The sequence below is a fragment of the Methanomassiliicoccales archaeon genome (assembly GCA_038850735.1).
In the GTDB taxonomy this organism is placed as follows: Archaea; Thermoplasmatota; Thermoplasmata; order Methanomassiliicoccales; family JACIVX01; genus JACIVX01.
This window is the reverse complement of the sequence record JAWCLO010000005.1, coordinates 1-23420: the sequence shown is the minus strand read 5'-3', so window position 1 is coordinate 23420 and position 23420 is coordinate 1. Positions and strand designations below refer to the sequence as shown.

Below are 23420 nucleotides of genomic sequence, written 5' to 3'. Positions count from 1 at the left end.
GCAATTACATATCAACATTGGTTATCGAAAAGTTTATCAATTTTCGAGAAAAACCCGAATAATTGGTTGACGCCTCAGTAGTTTGGAGTATCTAGTAATTGCTTTGTTCGTTATGGAATGGAACATCAAAAATATAAAGAGATTAGATTAGAGGGAAATTGCTTTTTCGCATCAACCATGAGTATATCCTCGGTCATTCCCGACAACGTGTTCGGTTTTTATGTTCCAGGATACAAAATATACCCGACAATCTTTAAATAAAGAGACTCCAATACTACATACAAATCCTTTCAAAACAGGGAGGAAGGATTTGGTCAGTAATTGGGGTGTAAACTATGAATTCAGACAATGAAAATGAGCGTGAGCCTGGCATAGGCCACGTTCTAGGAAAGAGAACGTTGGTTTATCTTGGGGTGCTAGCGTTTCTTTTTGCACTGTTCTTGCTTTTGAGCAGTGGTAATGCAAGCGCAGAGTATGTTTCCGAGGATATCACGGTGGATACAACGTGGGATGAAACTGGGAGCCCATACATCTTGAATACAACTATTACGATCCATAGCGGTGTAACATTAACAATAGAACCAAATGTAACAGTGATGGTAGATCCATTTGAGGTCTTAGTGGTTGATGGCAGTCTGGTTGCAACGGGAACTCCTGACAAGCCGATCACATTTACAACCAATGTGACAGATGTTTATTGGTATGGAATTGTGGTGCAAGAGGGTGGAAACGTTGCAATCACTAATGCGATCATTGAATATGCAGTTGTTGCCATCGAAATCCAGGATGGAAGCGCTTCTGTTACCGACACAGTTATTCGGCACTGCGATGTTTTCGGGATATACTGGAAATCTACAGTTGGAGATATTGAAGCTGCGTTTTCTGGGTTGCAGATAACGGATATTCGCGGTTGGATTTGGGGAATAGGCAATGGAATATCAATTACCGCGATCAGCGGAAATGTGACATTCGCGCTTTCAAACTGTAATGTAAGTGAAACATGGGGGTCGGGGATTGTCGTTCAAGCATCTGGGTGGATTGAAGCAGAGATCTCAGATACTGCAGTGAGCGATGCGTATCTCAATTCTGGTATCATCCTGTATTCGGCAAATGGAGACATTGTAGCTGCCTTAGAAGCAGTGATGCTCGATAGTTGCGGCTTACACGGAATTATAATATACGCCGCCAATGGGAACGCTGAAGTTGTTGCCACTTCTATCGAGGCCATTTTCAATGCGGAAGCAGGCGTTCAAGTAGAAGGGCTGAGCGCATCACTCTCGATAACCGACTCAAATCTGACAGAGAACAATGCAGGTCTTGCAGTATATGCCGATGACGGCGATGCAAGATTGGACGCTTCAGGCTTGGTTTTAGTGAATAATCAGGGATATGGGATCGTTGTGAACTCTTGGCCCGGCGATATAATGTTGGCTTTGGCATCTTCTAGCATTACAAATGGTGACTGGGCACTTGGAGTAGTCGCGGAAGCGAATGGTGGCGATCTTGAAGCGATTATCAATGATGTCGTTATAATAGGTGGCGCAGTCGGTCTTGATTTGAACGCGGCGGGCGATATAACATTGGATATTGCGAACACTGACCTCATTGCCAACAAGTACATGGTTGCATCGATTGTGGCAGAGGGAAGCGTTTCAGCGAATATTGATGAAGTATCGATGAACGGCGAAGAGGCAAACCAGTTTTCTTGGTATTATCCCAAAGAAATAGACTATGAATATGCTATCATAAATCCAGATGCATATACAATGGGGAGCTTGATGGTAATCACATTGCCATTTGCATTTCCATTTGGGACCAATACCTACACAACTTTGTATGTTTACCGCGGAGGATACATCTCTGTAGGTTCACCTTATCCATACACACCACCATTCAATATGTATTACGGCTCTGCAAATTTGATCGTTCCATGCCAGGATAATTACTACTATACAAACTATCCTTATATGAGTTACAAAATCGTTGGCGAAGATAAGATCATCATACAATGGTACATGATGAGCAGATCGATTGATCCGTGGTATCTCGGAAATGTCTTCCAGGCTATTCTATACTCCAATGGTGACATACAATTCAATTATGCTAACATGGATGCGCTGAATATCAATTATATCTCATATGATTACGGATTGAAAATCGGCTCAGATGCGATTTTGCTGAATTACGTTTGGATTCCGAATGTCTACGATGCTGACTACAAGAGCATATACCTAACAAGGGAAACATTCGCATATTATGGCATGTATGTAGCAGCAGAAAGCGGTGTCGAAGTCTCGATAGCCAATACGACGATTTCTCACTATGTCGGGTTCGGGTTGCTGTTCCTATGTGACAATGGTGACATAGCGCTTAGCGTGTCCAACCTCGCGGCTGATCATCTAGCTATTGGATATACTTCTTACCCAGTGGCCATCGGCGCAATTGCAGAGAACGGCACGATCAGCGCGACGATTACAGATTCCACATTCTCTAACATTATGGTTTATGCAATTGGATTCTTATCAAATGCGCTTTGGGGCGGTGAAGATCGCATCGAAATAACATCGAACACATTCGAGGAGGTTGGATGGTCGGCCATAGTCCGCAATGGAGCAGAAGATGAGGATGGACATAACGAGTTTGTTGAATACAGTGCCACTCGCACTCTGTCGGACAACAAAGGGATAAATAGTGGCGGAATGGCAGCAATGACATATCTCTGGACGACGGACTCCAATTGGAATATAACTGTAGAAGACGTCGTCGCCGGAAACAGCTTCACGGGTAGCCCAACCTTTGGATACATGCTCATCATTGGCGGATCGTTGCCGTTGCAAGGGCCTATGATGTCAATGATTGGACTATACTATGAGTTCGATATAGAGTATGAGAGTGCGAATGTGGATATTTGTGTTGCAGTGACCGGAAACTCGATAGAAAGTACAGGCACCGGCGGCATTTCTGTCTATCATGAGATCTATACTAATAACGGAGGAAGCGCCCAGATAAGCTCGTCAGTGGTCGTTAACGAAAACGAGCTCGTGGCACCGCTGGAGACACCGTTCTATGGTTGTGTGGATTTGATCTTCTATGCTTTTGCTAACAATGCCGATTCTGACAGTGCGATCAGCTCCGAGATCAGCTTCACAGTTGTGGATAATGAAATGATGTCAGAAGATTGTCTGACAATTGAGTCGTATGCCATTTACGTGAGCATCGAGCAGGCTATGGAGTACGGCCGTGGAAACGGATCTCTGGTAGCAGATGTTGTGATCGAGAGAAACCTCGTGGAAAATGCTGATGGTGGCATTGGTTTAGATCTTGAAGTAGGCAATTACAATCAGTTCGGAAGCCAGACAGTAGACGCAAGCATTTCTATTTCGAACAACGAGATCGGTGCAAATTATATCGGCATAGATGCCTATATCACTGCATATTCTGACTTCAGCCAATACTATCCGGTATACGAAATGGAGGTCTCTTCTTGCATTTCAATGATGTACGCCATGAATATTAACAACAACACCATCGCATCGACAGCATTTGGTTACGAGTGGTGGAGAGGTATCTCAATTCACACGGAATTATACGCGTACAACTACATGAGCCCCTTCGCACACGCAGCTCTTGAGGCAACTGACATGGTTTCAATAGCCGAGAATACGATCAATTTCTCGAGCTCATATGAATGGGTCGATGGATTCGTGATCGGGGCGGAGAACTATATCTACGCATCTGGTAAGGATTCCGTGTCGGATGCAAGTCTGGAAACATCGATCATATGCAATGCAATTACGATCTCCGAGGGCTCCGTTATTAATACTGGCATATACACATATGATGATTATGAGGCATGGACATATAATTATGACTTCAGCGGAGCTCCGCGCACCCAGATTGAATCAAAGCTTACAATTGCAGAAAATCAAATAGTAGGGTCGATCCTGTATGGTATTGAAGCGGAGCTGGATCTATATTCCGGTTACGGCACCTCGATGCTCGAAGTTGATGTGACCCAAGAGATACGGAATAACATTATCAATGGGTTCTACTGGTACGGAATAGATGTCGAGTTGTACTCGCAACTTGATCAATTCATTTATGATCTATTGCAATCTTCCGCAGCAATCAGCGGATCAATTGGTATATCCATAGCTAGCAATGAGATCTCATCCGATGAAGCAGCTATAGAAGCCAGTGGGATATCCTTGTATGATTATAGGTACCTGTATGCATCAAACGGTTATTGGACCGGCGAAGCGACTTACCCGAGCATGGCTGTTGAAATATCCTCAAACAAGATCGCATTTGCAGAAGATCCTTATTACGCATACAACTGGGGAATCTACGCCTATTCTGAGTTGTATATGTACAATAATTACTACTGGACTTATGTACCTGGATTCCTCTCCCTAATAGTAAATGAGAACACGATCGAGTTTGCTTACGACGCAATAGACGCCGAAGGCTGCAATGCGACGATAACCAATAACGTCATCACATCAGCAGGTGACTATGGAATCTACCTGTGGAACTGCAAAGGAGTTGTTTCAAGCAATGAGATCTATGGTGGAATCTATGCTTATGGAATTTACGTTGAGGGGTGCGACGAAATTGAAGTCACTGGGAATACTGTCGACGGATGCGCTGACGGCGTCGTAATAGAGTATTCTTCGAATATTCTAGTATCTGGCAACCTGCTGATTAACAACGGCATCGAGGGCGGAGACACATACGGCATAGCGGCCTACGAGAGTTACAATGTAACCATTGAATCAAATGTCATCACCGGCAATGGAGTGGGCATTGAGATTTATTATGCTGAGAAGCTTGTCATCAGGGAAAACACAATTAACGACAATCTCTACTATGGTGCCTATGTTTACGAAGCCTACGACGTGGTAGTTGAGGAAAATGCGATCTGCCAGAACGGCGGCGACGGGTTGTATCTAGAGTACTGTTATGCAATAGTTGTTGGCAACAACACGATCTGCGAGAACATGGGCTATGGTCTCTATCTCTATGACTGCTACGCAACGATTTACAATGGAATTTATGCTGACAACAGCGACGAGGGAATATTTGCATGGGGTCTGGTTGAGTGGATTATTGATAGTGTTTCCGAGGCTCGCAACAATGATGTCTATGTTGGTGGAGACGTAACAGTTGTTAGCGGTGGCGTGCTTACACTCGACAACGTCTGGATGTACTTCTCGGAAGACTGGGACGACGGCGTCCCGCAGCTAACCGTCGAAGAAGGCGGGAAGCTGATTGCCGTGATGTCTGCCATAAGCTCTTGGTGGTGGTGGGAAGGTCCATTGCCCGACGGCTATCACTTCCGCTTTGAAGTGTATGGCGCCCTTGAGATGGAGACGAGCCAAGTGATAGGTGCTGTCGAACTGTATCTCGCACCAAGCTCCGATGCAAACATAAGGGCAAGCGTTGTTGCAGATAACTGGAGAAACGGTATTCACATTGACAACTGCTCTCCGAATATTTCCGGAACGATCATCGTGTACAACGGCATGGACGGCATTTACATCGAGGGAGAGAACGCAGCTCCAACGATTATGGACTGCCTCATCTCAATGAACAACCGCGGAATATACGCAGTTGGCGCTAACCTAGCGAACGTTATAGACAACGTGATCATAGGTAACTACAGAGCAGGCATCTATGTGCTGCGTGCTACAGGCTCCTTGCACGACAACATTCTAATGTTCAACATGGTCGAAATCTACGTCAAGGACAGCAGTGTCACGGTAGAGGACAACCAGATAGGCTATTCAACTCTCGTTGACATCATGGCGACCTATGCGCCTGCGTTCATAGGTGGAGAAGAAGTTCCGCTGTTCGGCGAATGGGTATTGACACCAGAGATGATCGCTTCGGCTCAGATGGAGCACATAGGTATTTATGCGATCAACTCAACGGTAACGGCGAGTAGCAATGTCTACGGTCTGCTGACTTACGCAGTATATGTAGCTGACTCAACGCTTGCATTCAGCGATGAAATAAAGTCAACGACACTTGTACTACCGTATTACGATGATTTCGGTACGCTCTACAACATCACCTTGCCGATATTCGTGTATGACGGTATCTACGCTTCCAAGTCATCGATCACGGTTAGCGATGCATACATCGAAGTCGTAGACGACGCGATCTTCCTCGGATCATCTGAGGCGCAGATCACGAACACCGTTCTCGAAGCAGGAGACTTTGATCTCTACCTCGTTGGAGGATCGAGTGCATGCGTTTCAGAGGTTACATTTGGATCCAAGGGAGCTAAGGTACTTGATGACTCGGTTCTTACAATCAACTATCGATTAACTGTGAAGGCACTTGACGAGAATGGTCAGCCTATGAGTGGAGTATGGATCGTAATCTACGATGCAGATGGACAAGCGGTTGCAGAAGGTCCGACGGATGAAAACGGCATATTCAGCGTTTGCCTTATTGGATATATACAAACCAGCGCGGGTCTGAGCGCAGCGAGGACCTATACGATCAACGCTTCCTTCGATAAGGGCTACGTTGTTGAAACGGTGGAACTCACGGACTCGATGGAGGTCATCGTTCAGCTACCTGTTAAAGAACCGATACAGTATGATCCAATGATTGGGATAGCGTATCTACTGATCTGCATGCTCATAGTATTCATCGCCGTTTTTGGCATGAGTACAAAACCCTAAATCCAAAACCCTTTTCCTTTTCTTTCATTCCTCATTTTTTATTTCGCTGCATTTTTTTCTGACTTCATAAACTAGTTAAAGGCAGAGGCTATTTATTGCGAGGATTGTTGATGACGCATTCTCAATTCATAAGGGACATTTTATTTCGTGCGGGCGCTGAGGAGGGGGACGAGATCAGAATCGAGATCGAAGGGCGCGTATACGAAGGGATACTGATGCCCCATCACGATTTCAGTAATCCGGAGACGCTTATAATAAAGCTGAAAAATGGATACAATATTGGCGTTAGGATTTCCAATGATGCAAGGGTGGTTTCTTTAAAGAAGGGGATTGAGAGGGGAAAAAAAATCATCAAAAAAATATGTCGCAACGAAAAGAAGAGCGTCGCCGTCATCGGCACTGGTGGAACGATAGCGAGCTACGTTGATTATAGGACAGGCGGCGTTCATCCAGCCGTGACAGCGGAGGAACTCATGAATGCCGTACCCGAAATCACAGAAATCTGCAACATAGACGCTCAAGTACTATTCTCAATTTACAGCGAGAATATTGACGTAGATAAATGGCGAGCGCTTGCAGAGGCTGTAGCAGACAAGCTAAGGAGTGGATATGAGGGGTGCATAATTCCTCATGGGACAGATACGATGGGGTTTACGGCTGCAGCACTTTCGTTCATGTTTGAGAAGCTACCCCGGCCAGTCGTTCTTGTAGGAGCTCAGCGATCATCAGATCGACCATCGTCCGATGCATACACCAATCTAATTGCATCAGCGCGTGTGATAATTGAATCGGACATCGCCGAGATATGCGTGCTCATGCACGAATCGCCATCAGACGTCTCCGCCCTTGTTCATCGGGGTGTCAAGGTGAGGAAAATGCATGCGAGCAGACGTGATGCCTTCAAAAGTATCAATGATTCTCCGATAGCGAGGGTTTATTTTGACGGTGGTATCGATTATCTCACCTCTTACAACAAAAAGAACTCAGAAGGCGTAGTCCTGAGGCCTGAAATGGAAAAGGAGGTCGCGTTGCTCTATTTCTATCCAGGCATGAGCTCCTCGAAATTTGAATCAATTCTGACTGGTCACAAAGGTGTCGTTATTGCTGGCTCTGGTTTAGGACACGTTTCCTCGGACATGATCAAATCGATAGCGAAGGCAATCAAGTCCGGCACGAAGATCGTGATAACATCGCAGTGCCTTTACGGTAGGGTAAACCTGAATGTCTACGATACTGGACGGGACCTTCTCGCTGCGGGTGTTATACCCGGCGAAGACATGCTTCCTGAAACTGCCTTTGTCAAGCTCATGTGGGTACTCGCAAACGCTTCGTCTGACGATGAAGTCTCCGCAATGATGCAGAAGAATCTCCGGGGTGAAATCTGCCAAAGGAGGGAACTCAGTGGTTGAGCAGGCAACAATAGGGCTGGAAATCCATCAGCAACTCGAGACTAACAAGCTCTTCTGTTCATGCAAATCTCGTCTTGTGGATGAAGAAGGAAAAGAGATCGTGCGACGTTTGAGGCCATCACAAAGTGAACTCGGGGAGATTGATCGAGCCGCTCTTGCTGAGGCTGAGAAGCATATGAAATTTCATTATCAGCTTCCTCCGGACGTGTCTTGCCTTGTTGAAGCTGATGAGGAGCCTCCGCATGATGCGAATAGCGATGCCGTTGACATCGCCCTTACTGTTTCTTTTCTTCTCAACGCAAGGCCGGTTGATGAAATTCATTTCATGAGGAAAATCGTGATCGATGGGTCGAACACTACTGGGTTTCAAAGAACAGCTCTCATTGCACTCAATGGTTTTATCGAAATTGGAGAAAGGAGAATAACAATCCCGACGATTTGTCTCGAAGAAGATGCAGCTAGGAAAATCAAGTCAGGAGAAGGCGAAGTGGTATATCGATTGGATAGGCTGGGAATCCCTCTTATCGAAATTGCCACTGGCCCAGAGCTTCACTCGCCAGAGGAGGTTAAATTAGCTGCGCAGAAAATTGGATCTTTGCTGAGGGCGACCAAGCGAGTCAAGAGGGGCATAGGAACGATAAGGGAGGACCTTAATATTTCAATTCCAGGTGGCGCAAGAGTAGAAATAAAGGGGGTACAGGAACTCAGGATGTTGCCTATCTATGTGTCTAAGGAGATTGAAAGGCAGAAAATGCTCCTTGAGATCCGCGATATGCTTGTATCCCGCTCCCCTCCGAAGGTCGAACTGAAACTCTACGATTGCACGGAAATCCTCAGCCGAACGAATTCGAAGATTATTCGCTCATCGATATCATCCGGCGGCAGGGCTCTCGTACTCCCTCTAAGGGGTTACGCAGGGGTGTTAAAAAGCGCGGACGGTCGATTGCGACTCGGAGCCGAGCTCGCTCAGCATGCAAGGTCAAGAGGGGCGGACGGTATTTTTCATTCGGATGAATTGCCCGATTATGGCATAGATGATGCGGCCGTCCTGAAAATTCGCTCCGTCTTGGGGTTGAATGAAGACGATGCATTCGTCATCAGTGTTGATATACCTCAAAGGGCAGAGAAAATACTAGAGGCAGTTGCTGCTAGGGCCCAGTATGCATTGATAGGCGTGCCGGAAGAAACAAGGGATCCGTTGGATGATGGTACGAGCTCTTACAGCAGACCGCTACCTGGAGCCGCTAGGATGTATCCCGAGACTGATGTTAGACCGATCGTAATCGAGGCATCGCGGCTCAATCGTATTCGAAATAGTTTACCAGAACTCCCAGCATCGAAGATCAAGAGGTTTGTTTTGCAGTATCGGATTCACGAACAGCAAGCAGAGCAGCTGGTGAGAGAAGGATATGAGGAGATATTTGAGGAGATTGTTTTGGCGTACGGAATGGCTAACGTAGTAGCGAGAACATTTCTTAATACGCTTCCCGAGCTTGAAAAGGAAGGAGCGAACATTACTTCGCTGAGCGACGACATCTTCAAACAGGTCTTTCGAGCGTTGCATCAGAACAGATTTGCAAAGGAAGCGTTACCCAACATCTTGCTAACGATTGCGAAGGGACGTACTCTTGATCAGGCTATAGAGGAACTCGGTTTAAGAGCAATGTCGAACGAAGAAGCAATGGCTATAATAGAAAGCCTCGTGGAAGCGAACAGTGAATTCGTGAAGAGAAAAGGACATGGAGCAATTGGCCCGTTGATGGGAGAGGTAATGGCACAGCTGCGCGGTAAAATCGACGGAAAGATCGCAAGCGAACTGGTAAGGAAAGCTGTAGAGAAAGTAATGAATTCATGAGATTCTAATGCAGAATGGGGCGCAGTTGCAGTACCGAAATGGTCTCAAAGAACAAGTGCATCTCGGCGATTCTCTCGACTTTGAAGTCGCTGAGTATTTTCTTTAATTCATTTTCGTTCATGAGCGAAGAGACTACGACGATGATTCGACCCTTTTCCGAAAGAAACCTAGGGGCTTCTCGCAGGAACCGTGCTAATACAACGGTTCCACATTCGCCGCCGTTCCAGGCGACAGATCCGTCCGCATCATCGTTGGCGGGGATGTAGGGCGGGTTGAAAATAATCGTGTCGAAGCAGCCCTTGGTCGACGAGAACAGATCAGAATGAACGGCATCGATCTGAACATCATTGCATTTGGCATTTCTTTTTGTACACTCAATCGCCTTCTTATCAATATCCACTGCAGTGACAACCGCACCAGCAACAGCACAATGAATTGAAACGATACCGGTACCGCAGCCCATTTCCAAAAGTCTTTCGCCAGGCGTGACCTCGATGGCTTTGATAAGCAGAAACGTATCCTCCCTTGGTGGATAGACACCGGGGCATTCCCTTATTATAATATGTTTCAATATTTGCAAGAGTTCACCTTAAAATGCATTTTATCGTCTCTTCTACAGACTTAGGTTCATTTTCTTATTTACAAAATTCGTCATAATTCTTCTCTTTCAAAATTTGCCCGCAAAACAAAAATAATGCTGCATCTTGCTACACCCAAGAGGTGCGGACCCAATGAATTATATGTCTCTATTATCGATAATCGCCATCATTTTTTTCATTATTTTCGGGCTTACAAAAAGATCCAGTCTGACAAATTCGCTAGTTCTCGGAAACCTTATTGTTTTTTTCTTCACGATCTTATCGTTAGAGAGATTTGGTTTTTTTATCGTGTCTCCTGTGCAGTTGGAGCTCGGATTTAGACCCGCATACTTGACAAATATGGAAAATTTATACACTCTCTTCACTCAGATGTTCGTCCACTCAACTATTGCCCACATTTTCTTTAATATGCTCTTTTTGTTTTTCATCGGAGGGCATCTCGAATCTAGAATAGGAAAGCCTCGTTTTCTTCTTGTTTATCTTTTCTCAGGGATCGTAGGTGTACTTGCTGAATCTCTGGCTCAATGGAATTCGGCCGTGCTTATTATCGGAGCTTCCGGTGCAATCTCTGGAGCAATGGGAGCTCTTATTTATCTATATCCTAGGGACGAGATTCCTATGTTTTTGGGCCCCCTATTCTTACCAAAGGTTCCTGTGTGGCTTTCTGTGGGTTCTTGGTTTGCGATTCAACTCGCGATGGCATTTGTTGACACAGGGCCAGTTGCATACATGGCGCACATCGGCGGATTTCTCGGCGGGGCCTTGCTCGCGTCAATTCTGGCAGGAACTGTTAGGAAAGCAGAGGAATCGGCCATAGGAAAAGCGCTTCATAGCACGCAATCAATTGAGTCGCTGGAAGAATTGGCAACGACGGAAGAGCTAATGCGCGCTCTTTCAATAATAAAAAAAGAGAGATTCGATGACGTGAGAAAGGCATGGCTCGAGTATTTTGCGAGGAAAGCTAGGTGCACAAGATGCGGATCGGAGATGTCGCTTCAAAAGAATAAAATTCGATGCAATTCATGCGGTTTTGAAGTGAAGATCGAATGAGTGATATCACGGTCACCGTTCTCGCCGAAGGCGCGATCAGAAAAGAATGTGGATGTATATTGGAAGCCCACTCGACTTCCACTCTTATCGAAGACGGCAATTTCAAGATCGTCGTTGATACAAGCAGCCGCGAATATCGTGAGAAGATTCTCGCAAGATTGAAAGAACTTGGCATCAGATGTGACGAGATTGATGTAGTTGTCATCACACACCTGCATCACGATCACTGCTCAAACAACGATCTCTTTGTGAACGCCCAATTCATAGCGCATGTTGCCGAAAACCCACCGTCGCATTACAGGGTAATTGATGAAAACCATAAACTCTCGCCATCTGTAGAAATCGTGCATACCCCAGGACATACCCCGGGTAGTGCCAGCGTATTTGTCAATGCATCTTCGAAGACTGCAATTACGGGCGATGCATTGCCTACAAGGGATAATTATATCAGATGGATTCCGCCGGGTATAAACTATGATTATTCTCTATCCCTGCACAGCATGAAGCGCATTGTAGAATTTGCAAATGTAGTCGTACCTGGTCACGATCGACCATTTCCTATCGACCGATAAGTATAACTTGAAGTATTCTGAATTGATCAATACGATAGAAATGACGATGCCTAGTACCATCTATATAGAATGTCCGAATTGCGGAGCAAATACTTTGCACGAAGTGTTAAGCGGAAGAATTGGTGGGAAGAGAGAAAGCCTTGAGGCAACGGTCCAGTGCAGGAAATGTGGGACCATTCACAACACATCATATGTGGAAATGAAACCGGTCAAAGTTCCAATTATCATCAGCAACCTAGGAAAATCAAGAAAAGAGGAAATCGAACTTGGTCCTGATGAACTCATCGCGATCGGCGATGAATTGTTGATAGGGGATTCCCAGGTGATTGTAACTTCGATTGAGAGCCACGAGAGGCGAATGAAGGAGGCAGTTGCAAGAGAAATTGACACAATTTGGGCGAAGAAGTTCGACAGAGTAAGGGTGAAGATTTCCATTAACAAGGGTAGCCGAACAATACCTGCTGAGTTAGAAGTCCCGCCCGATGAGGAATTTTTCGTCGGGGACATCTTTAGAGTTGGAAAATTCGATGTTGTGGTGCATAGCATCAAAACAAGGAACAAACTGATGCATGAGGGTAGCTGCCAAGCCCAAGATGTTGTCAGGATTTATGCGAAAATTGTCAGGACAACGAATGCCTGAGGTGTTGGCGACATGGATTATGAATCTGATAGAAAGAGGATGGTACAGATCCTAGTCGATAAGGGCTATCTCACGAAGCCTGAGGTCATCACGGCCATGATGAAAGTTCCACGTCATCTTTTCGTTCCTGAAGACATTAGACGTAGCGCTTATTACGATACCCCTTTATCAATTGGTGAAGGCCAGACTATATCTGCACCTCACATGGTCGCAATTATGCTTGAGATCCTCGATATCCAATCGGGCATGAGAATTCTAGAGGTCGGCGCTGGATCTGGATACCATGCAGCCCTTATGGGAGAACTTGTAAGACCTAATGGCCATATTTATACAATTGAAAGAATTGAGTCGCTGGCCGAAAAAGCGAGGAAGAATTTGGCACTGGCAGGATATGAAGATGTTGTTACCGTTATACTTGGCGATGGATCTGAGGGTCTCGAGCAATATGCCCCGTACGATAGGATCTGTGTCACGGCAGCCGCCCCCTCCGTTCCAGAACCGCTGAAAAGGCAACTCTCTGATGGAGGCAGATTGCTAGTACCGGTAGGAGGTCATTGGTATCAGGATCTAATTCTTGTGGTAAGAAAAGGAGACGACTTCCTCCAGCAGAATCTTGGTGGCTGCGTATTTGTTCCGCTGATTGGAAAGTATGGCTACAGCGAATAATGAACATCGATGATATAAGGTAAAATAGAACGGAGATCCTTCGATACGATGGTGAGGTGAGCATTCCTGGCAACAACATCATCAACAGGATTGAAAGCAATCGAGAGACCGCACCCCCTAAACATTGACACATCGACAGAACTATTACCAATACAAACAGCTCTTCTCCTACTCACCGCAAATTTCTCGAGAATCGACTCAAGTGCGTGGTTCTTGTTTTTTAGCTTTACCCTCAAAATTCCCTCCCCAGTAAGAAAACCATTTTCATCGCATTTCACTCCATTGGCAATATAGTCGTCGAACCCAAACTCATTCTTGAGTCTTTCTGCGACAATGTCCAAGCCACCGCTAACGATGACAGTTTTGATACCTCTCTCTTTAAGTGTCATCACAGTTTCCATAATGCCGCGAGATAGCGGAATTTGGGATAGGATGTCTCGGAGCTCATCGATGCTCAGCCTTTCTATGCGATCTTTCCATAACGCGATATCTCTCTTCATGAATTCAAGATCATCGATCTCATCTCTTAGATAGGCTTGAAGCGCGGTTTCGTTCTCAACTCCGAAATGCTTGTGGATCCACGTCCATGAGCTTGGGTAATCTACGAGCACTCCGTCCATGTCGAAAGCCACGATGTCGAATACTTTTCTAGGATTCATTTCCAGAATTTACGACGAGTATGAAAAGGTTATTAAAATCTTGCCGCGATGAGACAATCGATGATTGTACTAGTCGGCGTTGGGCACGTATTCGATATTGCCGCACAGGTCCGAAAGATCATTCTTCATGAAAGACCAGCAGCAGTCTGTGTGGAATTAGACCCATATAGATTTGAATCACTTCGAAATCCCGAGGCGACTCGCGCAGTCCCGATAACATACCGAATTCTCGCAGAGGTTCAGAAGCGAATGGCCAAGGAATTCGGTGGAGAGGTTGGTGGTGAGATGATCGCCGCCATCGAGGCGGCCAAAGACATCGGTGCAAGTGTAGAATTCATAGATGAGGATGCCACGATGGTGTTCCAGAAGCTTTGGCGGGAGATGCCGGTAAAAGAGAAAATCACCCTTATGTTTTCGGCAATAACAGGGATTTTTGTCGCGAAGGGTAGAATTGAGAAAGAACTCGAGAAATTCCAAGAGAGCGAAGAAGAATACTTCAATTACCTTGCAAGGGAACTGCCAACGCTGAAAAAAATTCTGATCGATGACCGTGACAGGATTATGGCGGAAAGGATCGAGAGGGCTGATGCTCGATATGGAAGTGTAGTTGCAGTCATTGGAGAGGGGCATATTAATGGCATCAAAAAACACCTCGGTCGGGTCGACATCAAGGTATTTAGACTTAGCGATCTACGTGATTGGTCATCAAAAGGTAGTAGGTTATTGACCGAAAGCAATGCCGAAGCGACGGTTCAATTTGTATCTTCTGAGTACAATCTCTAAAAAAACATCTGAAAAAATATATTCTCTTCAATGCATTTGAACCAATAGGTTGAGAGAGCTGATGAAGGTTAAACTCCTTTCTTACACGAAAGACGCGGAAAAATTGTGCGCAGCGGCTGCCCAATCATGCTATTCAGAGAGACCAGCAAGTGACTTGTTGGAAACAATGGCTGAAGCGACTCCGAACAAGATCATCCCAAAGGTCGTGGGCATGGGCCACCACTCAGTCATTGAACACGCTTATTACACATTCAGCCTTGAGGGCGTGTCGAGGGCGCTAACTCATCAGCTCGTTAGGCATAGAATCGCATCATACTCTCAGCAAAGCCAAAGATATGTTTCTATGAAGCAAGCAGATTACGTGATCCCGCCGAGCATTATTGCAGATACGGATTTGAACAAGAAATTCAGGAATCTCATGGATGAGATATGGAAGATCTATTCGGAATTGTGTGACAAGGTGGATGTGGAAGATGCAAGATACGTACTTCCTAATGCGTGTACGACGAATATTACTGTCACAATGAACGCAAGGGAACTATTTCATTTCTTTTCGCTCAGATGCTGCAACAGGGCCCAATGGGAAATAAGAGAAGTCGCTGATAGAATGCTCGCGGAGGTGAAGAAGGTCTCCCCCGTGATCTTTGAGAACGCGGGACCACCATGCGTCAGAGGCCCTTGTCCCGAAGGGCAGTTCAGTTGTGGTAAGCCACGGAGGGAGGAGTTGAAAAGACTTAAATAACCCTAGGGCTTAACCGATTGCCACCGGTGTGGCCATGGGAAAAATAAGACCTACATATATCAAGAGGGTAGCGCTGGAGCTTGTGAAGAAGTATCCAAAAGCATTCAATGACGATTTCGAGCACAACAAAGAGCTCGTTGAAAAGCTCACCGATGTTTACTCTCCGACTATTCGCAATAGGGTCGCAGGGTACGTGACTCGCTACTGGCAACAAATTGCAAAGTGAGCGATAGATTTTTCTCTATTCACTATCTTCTCTCGGCCGATAATGAATAATGCTATTGAATGTAGATCTCTTACTCGCAAATTTAAGAAAGTTGCTTCGGAACACGAGATTATAGCACTAGATAAGATTGATCTCGAGGTAAGAGAAGGGGAGCTATTCGGACTGCTTGGTCCGAATGGTGCTGGTAAGACAACGTTGATCAAGATACTTGCGACTCTCTTGCTTCCCACCTCAGGAAAAGCTTTCGTGCTGGGACACGATGTTGATAAAGAAGCCGACGAGATTAGGCGACGAATCAACATGGTATCAGGAGGAGAGGTTTCAGGATATGGGCTATTGACAGTTAAAGAAAACCTGTGGATGTTTTCGCAGTTTTACGGTGTGCCGGGAAATATAGCCAGAAAAAGGATTGATAAACTGCTCGATGCTTTCTCTCTTGCTGAAAAGGCGAATGCAAAGGTGAGGACGATTTCTACTGGCCAGCGACAGAGAATGAATGTTGCGCGGGGCTTCGTAACAGATCCGGATCTAATTTTTCTTGATGAGCCTACTCTGGGGCTCGATGTCAATTCCAGCAGGACGATAAGAGAATATATAAGAAAATGGGTCAAGGGACAACGTGGAAAGACTGCGCTTATTACAACTCATTATATGATGGAAGCTGAGGAGCTATGCGATCGTGTTGCGATCATTGACCGAGGGCGCATCCTCGCTTGCGACACGCCAATCAATCTAAAAAAGCAGATTTACAAAGATGCAGTGTTCACCGTAGAACTAGCGAATGTTATCGATTTTGAATCGATCAAGAACGTCAATGGTGTGAGAGGAGTGAGCGGCGAGGTTGTTGAGAATCACCAAAGGGTAAAAGTGGTTGCGGAGGACGAAGGCGTCCTTGCAGAAGTTATTCAGAGACTTGCGGAAAATGGGGCTCGAGTATTATCCTTTCAAAAAACTGAGCCAACCCTTGAAGATGTTTTTATTAGGCTCGTTGGAAGAGGTTTAGAATGATTGATTGGCGTCTGAATCTTCGCGCGATCATTGGAAGAGCCTACCCTAGAATCGTTGGGTCTCTCAGGGAACCGAGTTGGTTGTTCTTCGACATATTTCTGCCACTCCTTGGGATTGCGGCCTTCGTATTCTACTACAAAGCTTTGGGCGCTCCATCAGTGTTCATCGGTTTCGTGATTCTGGGAGGAGCGATGACAGCGTACTGGATCAACGTTTTGTGGAGCATGGCTGCCCAGTTTTATTGGGAGAAGGAAGTGGGAAATCTCCAACTTTATCTTGCTGCGCCAATGTCTCGAATGTCTGTTCTCGCTGGTATGGCACTGGGAGGGATGTTTTCCACAACTCTCCGAGCAATTTCTACTCTGGCTCTCGGATTCGTTGTCTTCAATGTCGAAATAGAAATAATTTCGCCAATGAAACTCGTCGCCGTTTTCTTTCTCACGCTTGTCGCCCTATATGGCATGGGTGCGATGTTCTCGTCTCTATATTTGCTCTACGGCAGAGGGGTGTGGCACCTCTCTAGCATTTTCCAAGAGCCAATTTACTTGGTTTCTGGTTTCTATTTTCCTGTAAGGGTCTTGGGGTTTTGGGTTGCAGCCCTTGCATCAATCATTCCAATTACGATCGGACTCGATGCGATGCGGCAACTAATTTTCAATGGTCAGGATACCATGGGATTTCTTTCGATCGACATTGAAATTGCCATACTTTGTGTGCTAACAATCGCTTTCATCATCGGCGCAAAGATCGCGCTTGACTTCATGGAGAACCTCAGCAAAAGGGAGGGGAGGCTGACACTCCGATGGCAATGATTGAAAATATGAGGACGATTAAATGGGCTGCTTGGCTAGGATGGGAAATGGAATCCAATTGGACAAATCCGATTGTTTTCATTATTTACTCTATCATAAGACCAATAATGGCAACCTTGATCCTGGTCTTCATGTATCTTATCGTTCTCAAGTCAACAAGCGCTGAGCCTGCTCTTTTTTCGTACATGTTCATCGGGAATGCATTTTACATGTATGTTGCGCAAGTTTTAATGGGAATAACTTGGGTGATTCATGAGGATAGGGAGCACTATCAGACGCTGAGGCATATCTACATCGCCCCAGTGAATTTCAAGGCGTATTTGATCGGTCGGGGCGTGACAAAGATCGTTACAACGACCGTGGCTATCCTTATAACTCTGGCCTTTGGGATTTTGGTGCTCGGATTGCCTATAAGTTTTCACGAAATTAATTGGCCCATGCTTCTGCTAGCTATTTTCGTAGGTTTGCTGTGTATCTGCACAATTGGTATCGCACTTGCAGGTATCTCTCTTATAACAGCTAGGCACGGAGCAGGGATAAATGAAGGTGTTGCCGGTGTTTTCTATCTATTTTGTGGGGTCATCTTTCCTTTAACGGTTTTACCTTCGTGGGGGCAGTCTGTCGCACTTGCCATACCTCTTACGTACTGGCTTGAAATTCTGAGGAGATCCCTTGTCCCCGAGACTGCAATGATAAGTGGATTGTCCGGTTTTTCGGAACTGGAAATTCTTATCTTGCTTTTTGTATCCTTCTTATTCTTCTTGTCTTTGTCAAATCTGATTTTTAGATATGCTGATTACGTTGCGCGGAAGAAGGGCAGGATTGATATGACTACGACCTATTGAGCAGAAAGGGAATTAAAGGGTGGAGGGATATACCGAGAAAAAGATGCCCGAGTGGGGTAGCTTGGATATCCTAGGAGGCTGCGGACCTCCAGACCCGGATTCGAATTCCGGCTCGGGCACTCTCATATATCAATTTCCAAATTTTTTCTCTCAACAATCGAGATGTTGCCAGGGGGGAGTATTCTTGAGACTTCTTCTTCTGGCACTTCTAAAATGTCCGACATCGCTGCGGAAAAGCGATCCCTGCTTATGCTCCCAGGTGCTATGACGACGAATCTTTCCGCTTGCTTCTCCATGGCTGTGCGGGGCGCACACATGACTTTTCTTTCGCCTTCGTATATGATTTCGCCAACAGCGAGTTCAACTGGAAGATGTTGCATGTAGTTTCTCTTGCCCCGGATAATGAAAGCGCCCCTGGGAACAAATTCGCCAGCTTCGGGAGTTTTCGATACTTGATCTGGCAATACCCAATATGCACTACCCTCGCCAACTCCTGCTTTCCACGCTTTGGAATGTGAAACGGCAAAAATGCCCGCTTCTCTCATTTCATCATCAGTCGCATGCGCTCCCTCTTTAATTACAACACTGGGCGCTCCGTGAATGTCAGCATGGACATACCTATCTGCTGGCGTCATGTGTTTCTTCACCAGTTGCTCATTTGTCCTCGCGTCCCTGCCAGCAATCACTAATTTTCCCTCGGAAGTAAAGAACCACTTGTATCTTTCAAACCAGAAATCTTTAGTTTTTCTTTTCTTTTTTTCCGCTGCCAATTCGCCTGTTTTTGACTTGCGCTCAGCAATAAGTTTTTCTGTCTCTGCCAAAGCCACTTTCGCGCCTTCGATCTTGTCTCTCATTTTTTTCGCTTCTTGATACATATAATTTGCGTTTTCCTCCAGCGTCTTGAGATAATCCAACTTGACAGCTATTTCATCAACGTTTATTTCGATGGTGTGGGTCGCAGGATCAATTGACTTTACGTTCGGCAAAGATCTGGCAAATGTAGAAATCTCATCCCATTTCATTTTAGAAGACTTTTCCTTGAGCAACGAAAGGACATTATTTACGTATTGATAATTCATGTAAAGCATTTCCGCTTTCTGAATAAATTCATTCGCCTTTTTTTCCAATTCCAAGACCGACTGGCGCTGCTGATCCAATTGTCTCTCAAGTCTTTGGAATTCTCCATCAATCGCTGGAGAAGAAATGTCTTTTTTTGTCTTGAGGAATCGATCGAGCGCTAGAGAAAACGATTCATGTCTTTCAGTTTTGAGGTTTGAATAAATCAGCAATCTTATCGGGGTAACATCTACTGGTGCTTCTCCGTCATAAATAACCACGGGGTCGGGCTGAAGTCGGACAGCGTCGATCAATTCTCGCATTTGGCCGTAAATCCTTTTCAATTCATCTTCATTCATCGAGGAAGGCTTGGCGCTCTTATCGATACCGGCTCGGGTGCAAACCTCTTCTGCATACTGGCCTCCAAGGTTTATCATTGTAGCTAGCGTCCTTACGGCATCGGATTTGGATGCCACCATCAGCTTAACAAACTTATCAAAGTCGGCCTCTAATGGATTGAATCTCTCAGGCGGAAACTTATAATCGATACCGGGCCTAATCTCGCGGTGCTTCCATCTTCTCGAGTATAAAGCGATGAGGATCTTTTCCTCGTCCGCGATTATGAGATTACCATCCCTGAAGAGCTCGAAGATCAGTCTATATTTTTTCTCTTTTTGAATTTCAATGACAATGATACGATCGAAGTCTCTCTGGAATATAGAAGTTACCCGGCCACCAGAGAGGTGTCTTCTCATCATCATAGCGAGCTGAGTAGGTGTATCTGGAAGCTCTGGCCTTTCGCCTGCAAGATAAATCCAGCGAACTTCTGATAAAACTATTTCCTTTTTACCTGTCCCCGGAACGTTGAACCGAAATAGAAAGTTGTTATTATCCCAGTGAAATATTTTATCGATATAACCTCCCTTAACTGACTGCAGCTCGACGACTAAGGCCAGGATGTCAAAGGTGCTTAATTCCTCTTTCATCATCGCAGCCATATGCGCTTGTGTGATAAAATGTTGCGCTCGCTTTTGGAAAGTTTTATGAAGGTCGACCTGATTGAAGGGCTTGAAGCCACTGTGGCTTAGCGGTAGCGTAGAAGAGCGCCGCCAAATAGCGACGCCTTGGTAAGGCGTAGGTCGAGGGTTCGAATCCCTCCAGTGGCTCCATTCGCTAGTTATTGAGGAGCTTGCATGTGGGCTTGTGTAAGAATTAAATATCCTTCAATCTCTGTTTTATGCAGCTATAACTAAGGGGGGCAACATCTGAAACGCCGTCGACTGCTTTATTCCCTCTATGGGCTTATTGCAGTCTTATTCATTGGTACAATTGGTTTTACTTTTTACGAGCCAACTGTTCATAATCCTGCGGAGGCGCTCTATTTTACCTTAGTGACCATGACGACGGTCGGATATGGGGACCTTGTTCCAACGACTGGCCCGAGTAGAATAATTGCCTCAATTGTTATGGTGGGAGGAATTGGAGCGGGTATTGTTGCCCTTCAATCTTTATTCGATACAGTTATAAGTAAAGGTATCAGAGAGGAGCTTGGTTTGCCAGAGAGGCGAACGAAAATGAAAAATCACTTCATTGTGTGTGGATATGGTCACGTTGGTAAGCAAATTGCAGATCAGCTTGGTGCAAGGGGTGAAGAATACATAGTGATTGAAAAGAACAAGGAAAAAGTGTCTTCTCTAGTTGAAGAAGGAATACCAGTTATCGAGGGCGATGCAATTTATGAAGAGGTTTTAACTAGGGCAAATATCCAGGAAGCTAGGGCACTTCTAGCAACAATGTCTGATATGACTAATGTAATGGTTGTCCTGACCGCTAAGATGCTCAATCCAAATCTGCATGTGGTAGCGGAAGTTGAGGACACTCGAAACACCTTGAAGTTAAGGAGAGCAGGTGCGGATGAAGTTGTGCATTGTCATGAATTGGGGGCTCGGATCATGGTAAGTAAAGCGAGACGTATCGAACTAGATCCAGTCTGTGGAGCGGAGATTGATCCAACAAAGGTGTCTAGAGTGGCACAATATGGAGGGAAGAATTTTTACTTCTGTAGCGAAGAATGTGCTGAGGCATTCAAGAAGAATCCCGAAAGATTTATTGAACTACAGAAGACACTGGATATGACATGTCAAGTTAAACTTGGCCTTGACTAAATTGACCGTTCTATGATCATCGTCTCAGTATCTTTAACAGCTAGTCGTATCCATGCTTGTATTCCGTGACTAATAATGACGAATCTGAAAACGTATTCAATGAAGATTTAGCTTTGATTGTTTGTCCAAACTTCTCGTTTCTTCATATATCGATTGAGTTTCAAGCGCAATCCTCCAAATCTACTGCCAAGTTATGATCGCAAGTTTCTTTCACGGCCTGGCTGGGAAATCCTTATCAAGACTTGTTTCTCATCAAGTAAATTACTAAACCTGACCAAATTTTTGGCCAAAAATAAGTAGTCTTTTTTGGCATTCTGCAATTCTTCTCCGCCACCTTCCAGATCTGCTGCAGCGTTGGAGGCTTTAGAATTGCTGCGACATCAAATCCTTTTTCTTTTGCATCTCTGATAATAGCTTCGATATCGTGTTCGTATTCGATCTTGATGCCACTAGATGAGGATAGTTTTTCAAAAGTCTTAAGTACATATTCTTGAAACACATATGCATCGATGTCCCATAACGGACTGTCTGTTGGCAGATTTTTTGGTTTTAAAACCGCCAAATTCCCATCGCGTAAAATGAGCCCTATGCAACGATCCTCCGATCGAAGAACACGCTTCTTGAGATTAGATGCATCGTCTACCAATGTGATTTCAAATTTTGGTTTCAATGAAGCCAGTAGTTCTGATGTGTTTGCTCCTACCCCAAAAATCAATCGATGAGTTGGAAAAACTACCATTCCCTGATCATTTGAACTTACAAGTGTAGCGAGTATGTACTTGCTCTCTTCGCTATCGCATTCGCGAGCGTATCGAAGAGCAGTCTCGTATCTATGGTGTCCATCAGCAATGAGAATCTTCTTGCCGTCAAAATTCTGTCTGATATCCTTTATTGCAAGGCAATCACTTATTCTCATAAATGTGTGCTCAACTCCCTCACTATCATTAAATTTCCATATAGTCTCAGCAACCGCTTCAGCACGATTCACTAATGAAATGTCACCACCGTAAACGCCGAGTATGGATTCTAGGTGGGCTTCTGTGACTTTGAGCAAAGCAAAGCGATCCTCCTTCACTCTCAATGCAGTTTCTTCGTGAGGTAGAATGTTCCCAGTTGCATAATCCTCGAGTCTTAATAATCCGACAATGCCTTTCCTACAGACCTTTTTTCCGTTATAGTCAAATGTCTGCTTATACAAATAAAAAGAATCCAGTTTATCTTCTATGATTTTCTTATCCACAAGCCAGCGATCAAGTTCTTGGCGTGCGAAAGCATAGTTATCATTATTGTTACCAAGCGTGATCCTCGCGATATTTAGTGGTTTCTTTTGCAAATCGATTCTTAATCTTTCGTCAATTACGTCATAAGGAGGGGAAACCCTATCGCATATGGATTCAGTCGGATCAATATTTGGCAAGTATCCTTTGAATGGCCGAAAGGTAACCATGGACACACCGGGAATTTGGGGAATGATTATGGAATTCAATATACTTTCTATCCTTTCATCAGCACAATGCGCTTGGTTTTCCAGCCAAGTAACTAGTACCATGACTTTTTTTTTCAACATGACCTTTTAAGGATCATTTGAGGGAAATGACGAAAAATTACTGTGAAGTGGAATGTTGTAGATGTCTCGAC

The 23420-nt window shown here is 45.0% G+C and carries 18 protein-coding genes and 2 tRNA genes; 16 read left to right on the top strand and 4 right to left on the bottom strand.

Annotated features, from left to right (window positions below):
- The first annotated feature begins 335 nt into the window (after positions 1–335).
- From QW087_04245 to gatE, 3 genes are all read left to right on the top strand, one after another.
- Complete coding sequence (locus tag QW087_04245) at positions 336–6695, top strand: right-handed parallel beta-helix repeat-containing protein (protein ID MEM2943930.1); 6360 nt, start codon at positions 336–338, stop codon at positions 6693–6695.
- Between the two features lie 110 nt (positions 6696–6805).
- The gene (gene gatD / locus QW087_04240; protein ID MEM2943929.1) at positions 6806–8104 is read left to right on the top strand and encodes a Glu-tRNA(Gln) amidotransferase subunit GatD; all 1299 of its coding nucleotides are present in this window, start codon (positions 6806–6808) and stop codon (positions 8102–8104) included.
- Positions 8097–9959 carry a Glu-tRNA(Gln) amidotransferase subunit GatE gene (gatE, locus tag QW087_04235; GenBank protein ID MEM2943928.1) on the top strand — a complete coding sequence of 621 codons (1863 nt, stop codon included), beginning with the start codon at positions 8097–8099 and terminating at the stop codon, positions 9957–9959. Before gatD ends, gatE begins: the two co-directional genes overlap by 8 nt.
- Before the next feature lie 4 nt (positions 9960–9963).
- Here gatE and QW087_04230 read toward each other — a convergent pair whose 3' ends face one another.
- A complete protein-coding gene (locus tag QW087_04230; protein ID MEM2943927.1) occupies positions 9964–10539 on the bottom strand; it encodes a methyltransferase in 576 nt (191 codons plus the stop codon).
- Positions 10540–10690: 151 nt separating this feature from the next.
- Here QW087_04230 and QW087_04225 point away from each other — a divergent pair, with 151 nt between their 5' ends.
- Genes QW087_04225 through QW087_04210 form a run of 4 tightly spaced genes read left to right on the top strand, consistent with a single transcriptional unit; the run spans position 10691 to position 13486 of the window.
- Complete coding sequence (locus QW087_04225) at positions 10691–11608, top strand: rhomboid family intramembrane serine protease (GenBank protein ID MEM2943926.1); 918 nt, start codon at positions 10691–10693, stop codon at positions 11606–11608.
- A complete protein-coding gene (locus tag QW087_04220) occupies positions 11605–12180 on the top strand; it encodes an MBL fold metallo-hydrolase (GenBank protein ID MEM2943925.1) in 576 nt (191 codons plus the stop codon). The genes QW087_04225 and QW087_04220 overlap by 4 nt, the downstream gene beginning before the upstream one ends.
- A gap of 46 nt (positions 12181–12226) precedes the next feature.
- Positions 12227–12820, top strand: a complete 594-nt coding sequence (locus QW087_04215; protein MEM2943924.1) for an HVO_0476 family zinc finger protein — start codon at positions 12227–12229, stop codon at positions 12818–12820.
- A 12-nt stretch (positions 12821–12832) separates the two neighbouring features.
- On the top strand, positions 12833–13486 hold the full coding sequence (locus QW087_04210) for a protein-L-isoaspartate O-methyltransferase (protein ID MEM2943923.1): 654 nt from the start codon (positions 12833–12835) through the stop codon (positions 13484–13486).
- On the opposite strand, the gene QW087_04205 is transcribed toward QW087_04210, so the two are convergent.
- Positions 13474–14145 carry an HAD-IB family phosphatase gene (locus tag QW087_04205; protein MEM2943922.1) on the bottom strand — a complete coding sequence of 224 codons (672 nt, stop codon included), beginning with the start codon at positions 14143–14145 and terminating at the stop codon, positions 13474–13476. The genes QW087_04210 and QW087_04205 overlap by 13 nt on opposite strands.
- Positions 14146–14205: 60 nt before the next feature.
- On the opposite strand from QW087_04205, the gene QW087_04200 reads away from it, so the two are divergent.
- The 7 genes from QW087_04200 to QW087_04170 all read left to right on the top strand — a co-directional run bounded on the left by QW087_04200 (position 14206) and on the right by QW087_04170 (position 18680).
- On the top strand, positions 14206–14928 hold the full coding sequence (locus QW087_04200; GenBank protein ID MEM2943921.1) for a TraB/GumN family protein: 723 nt from the start codon (positions 14206–14208) through the stop codon (positions 14926–14928).
- A 61-nt stretch (positions 14929–14989) separates the two neighbouring features.
- Complete coding sequence (thyX, locus tag QW087_04195; protein ID MEM2943920.1) at positions 14990–15670, top strand: FAD-dependent thymidylate synthase; 681 nt, start codon at positions 14990–14992, stop codon at positions 15668–15670.
- Between the two features lie 34 nt (positions 15671–15704).
- A complete protein-coding gene (locus tag QW087_04190) occupies positions 15705–15896 on the top strand; it encodes a 30S ribosomal protein S17e (protein ID MEM2943919.1) in 192 nt (63 codons plus the stop codon).
- A 42-nt stretch (positions 15897–15938) separates the two neighbouring features.
- Entirely contained in the window at positions 15939–16904 is a 966-nt protein-coding gene (locus QW087_04185; GenBank protein MEM2943918.1) for an ABC transporter ATP-binding protein, read from the top strand.
- The gene (locus tag QW087_04180) at positions 16901–17716 is read left to right on the top strand and encodes an ABC transporter permease (GenBank protein MEM2943917.1); all 816 of its coding nucleotides are present in this window, start codon (positions 16901–16903) and stop codon (positions 17714–17716) included. Before QW087_04185 ends, QW087_04180 begins: the two co-directional genes overlap by 4 nt.
- Positions 17707–18561: an ABC transporter permease gene (locus QW087_04175; GenBank protein MEM2943916.1), complete on the top strand. Its 855-nt coding sequence runs from the start codon at positions 17707–17709 to the stop codon at positions 18559–18561. The genes QW087_04180 and QW087_04175 overlap by 10 nt, the downstream gene beginning before the upstream one ends.
- Before the next feature lie 45 nt (positions 18562–18606).
- Positions 18607–18680, top strand: a tRNA-Arg gene (locus QW087_04170).
- Positions 18681–18683: 3 nt separating this feature from the next.
- Here the strand turns inward: QW087_04170 and rqcH are convergent.
- A complete protein-coding gene (rqcH, locus tag QW087_04165; protein ID MEM2943915.1) occupies positions 18684–20603 on the bottom strand; it encodes a ribosome rescue protein RqcH in 1920 nt (639 codons plus the stop codon).
- An 87-nt stretch (positions 20604–20690) separates the two neighbouring features.
- On the opposite strand from rqcH, the gene QW087_04160 reads away from it, so the two are divergent.
- Positions 20691–20786: transfer RNA gene (locus QW087_04160), tRNA-Thr, on the top strand.
- Positions 20787–20882: 96 nt separating this feature from the next.
- Positions 20883–21782: an NAD-binding protein gene (locus tag QW087_04155; protein MEM2943914.1), complete on the top strand. Its 900-nt coding sequence runs from the start codon at positions 20883–20885 to the stop codon at positions 21780–21782.
- Positions 21783–22017: 235 nt separating this feature from the next.
- Here QW087_04155 and QW087_04150 read toward each other — a convergent pair whose 3' ends face one another.
- Positions 22018–23229 (bottom strand): DUF1015 domain-containing protein, encoded by a 1212-nt coding sequence (locus tag QW087_04150; protein MEM2943913.1) that lies wholly within the window; start codon positions 23227–23229, stop codon positions 22018–22020.
- Between the last annotated feature and the right edge of the window lie 191 nt (positions 23230–23420).

What these genes read in the sequence shown, in the direction of transcription:
- gatD (MEM2943929.1), top strand. Translation starts at nt 6,806, where the DNA reads ATGACGCATTCTCAATTCATAAGGGACATTTTATTTCGTGCGGGCGCT.
- QW087_04225 (MEM2943926.1), top strand. Translation starts at nt 10,691, where the DNA reads ATGAATTATATGTCTCTATTATCGATAATCGCCATCATTTTTTTCATT.
- QW087_04185 (MEM2943918.1), top strand. Translation starts at nt 15,939, where the DNA reads ATGAATAATGCTATTGAATGTAGATCTCTTACTCGCAAATTTAAGAAA.
- QW087_04150 (MEM2943913.1), bottom strand. Translation starts at nt 23,229, where the DNA reads ATGGTTACCTTTCGGCCATTCAAAGGATACTTGCCAAATATTGATCCG.
- QW087_04215 (MEM2943924.1), top strand. Translation starts at nt 12,227, where the DNA reads ATGCCTAGTACCATCTATATAGAATGTCCGAATTGCGGAGCAAATACT.
- QW087_04205 (MEM2943922.1), bottom strand. Translation starts at nt 14,145, where the DNA reads ATGAATCCTAGAAAAGTATTCGACATCGTGGCTTTCGACATGGACGGA.
- thyX (MEM2943920.1), top strand. Translation starts at nt 14,990, where the DNA reads ATGAAGGTTAAACTCCTTTCTTACACGAAAGACGCGGAAAAATTGTGC.
- QW087_04190 (MEM2943919.1), top strand. Translation starts at nt 15,705, where the DNA reads ATGGGAAAAATAAGACCTACATATATCAAGAGGGTAGCGCTGGAGCTT.
- QW087_04175 (MEM2943916.1), top strand. Translation starts at nt 17,707, where the DNA reads ATGGCAATGATTGAAAATATGAGGACGATTAAATGGGCTGCTTGGCTA.
- QW087_04180 (MEM2943917.1), top strand. Translation starts at nt 16,901, where the DNA reads ATGATTGATTGGCGTCTGAATCTTCGCGCGATCATTGGAAGAGCCTAC.
- rqcH (MEM2943915.1), bottom strand. Translation starts at nt 20,603, where the DNA reads ATGAAAGAGGAATTAAGCACCTTTGACATCCTGGCCTTAGTCGTCGAG.
- QW087_04200 (MEM2943921.1), top strand. Translation starts at nt 14,206, where the DNA reads ATGATTGTACTAGTCGGCGTTGGGCACGTATTCGATATTGCCGCACAG.
- QW087_04245 (MEM2943930.1), top strand. Translation starts at nt 336, where the DNA reads ATGAATTCAGACAATGAAAATGAGCGTGAGCCTGGCATAGGCCACGTT.
- QW087_04220 (MEM2943925.1), top strand. Translation starts at nt 11,605, where the DNA reads ATGAGTGATATCACGGTCACCGTTCTCGCCGAAGGCGCGATCAGAAAA.
- QW087_04210 (MEM2943923.1), top strand. Translation starts at nt 12,833, where the DNA reads ATGGATTATGAATCTGATAGAAAGAGGATGGTACAGATCCTAGTCGAT.